At 33.0% G+C, this 1,364-nt stretch carries 2 pseudogenes; both read right to left on the bottom strand.

From position 1 onward, the window contains the following. A pseudogene (locus BG20_RS10980) lies at positions 1-602 on the bottom strand (THUMP domain-containing protein); the annotation flags it as partial. Positions 603-633: 31 nt separating this feature from the next. Next, positions 634-1,364, bottom strand: a pseudogene (locus BG20_RS10975) (signal recognition particle protein Srp19); the annotation flags it as partial.

Genomic DNA, 1,364 nt, shown 5'->3' with positions numbered 1-1,364 from the left:
ACACTATCATACTCAGAGATTCCATGAAAATCACAGACTCGACACCCTTTACCTAAACAATTTACACATGATTTTTGTTTTTGTGGGATTCCTCGATGAGATTTTGTATATCTACCATGAAACAAAAGAGGTTTTGAGCGAATTTGACATGATTCATCTTTAAAATTTACAGTAAAGGTAAGGTCAGGATTTTGAAAATCAATTATCTTCTTTGTTTTTTTAATGAATTGTTTTCCAAGTTCTTTTGTTATATCTGTCTTAACACTATCAATTCCTCGTAGTTTGTATTTAGATCTAATATAGTCATCTCTGTCAATTATTGATGGTTTGATCAAAGCGCCAACTACGATTGATGAGAAATCATATTTTGCAGAATACTCCAGCATCAATTTCAAATAGGAGGTTAAATTATCTAAAAGATTTTTACAGATAAAACATTTTTTAAAAGAATGCTTTGCATGAATTTTTAATTTTTTTCCCAATATTTTGTTTGATGATAGATTCATTTGTTTAGAAAATAACCTACCCAAGCAGCTATCACAAAGATCATAAGATTTTAGAATTTCATTTGAGATAGGAATGATTTCTTTGAGAGGAGTCATTTTAATTTTTGATTTAATAATCTATGAAGTATTATCCAAATCCCATACGACGGAGTGTACCTTGCATCTGTCTTCCTTTTGAGGCCTTCATCATACTTTTTGAATTTTTATAATTTTTGAGTAACTCCTTTACTTCATGTTCAGGCCAACCAGATCCTCGTGAAATTCTTTTAATTCTGGATGAATTCAAAAGATCAGGATCAGCTTTTTCTTCTTTAGTCATACTTTGAATAATGAATCGCCATTTGGATACTCTTCCTTCCATTTGATCTAATTGATCATCTTTTACCATGCCAGACAGTCCAGGCATGTTATCGAGAAATCCTTTCAGTGAGCCTACCTTTGTGACTTCTTCTAATTGATAGAAAAAGTCATCCATATTCATTTTTCCACTGGAAATTCTTTTTAATCGAACGTCATCCCCTTCATTTTCTAATCTTTTTGCCAAATCTAGCACTGCCTGGATATCACCCATGCCGAGTAATCTACCAACAAATCTAGTCGGGGAAAATTTTTCTAAATCATCAATTCGTTCTCCAGTTCCAACATACATGATTTGTGCACCAGTAGCTGCAGAAGCCGCAATTGCACCACCACCTTTTGCAGAACTATCTAATTTTGTTATGATAATTCCTCCAACAGGAATTGTTTTATGAAATGCTTCGGCTTGATTGAAACATTGCTGTCCGATAGTTCCATCTATTACAAGAATTGCCAGATCAGGATCAGACACTTTGTTAATTTGTTCCATTTCAGATAACA

Origin of the sequence: Candidatus Nitrosarchaeum limnium BG20 (assembly GCF_000241145.1) — an archaeon.
GTDB classification, from domain to species: domain Archaea; phylum Thermoproteota; class Nitrososphaeria; order Nitrososphaerales; family Nitrosopumilaceae; genus Nitrosarchaeum; species Nitrosarchaeum limnae.
This window is presented reverse-complemented; position numbering and strand designations above follow the sequence as displayed.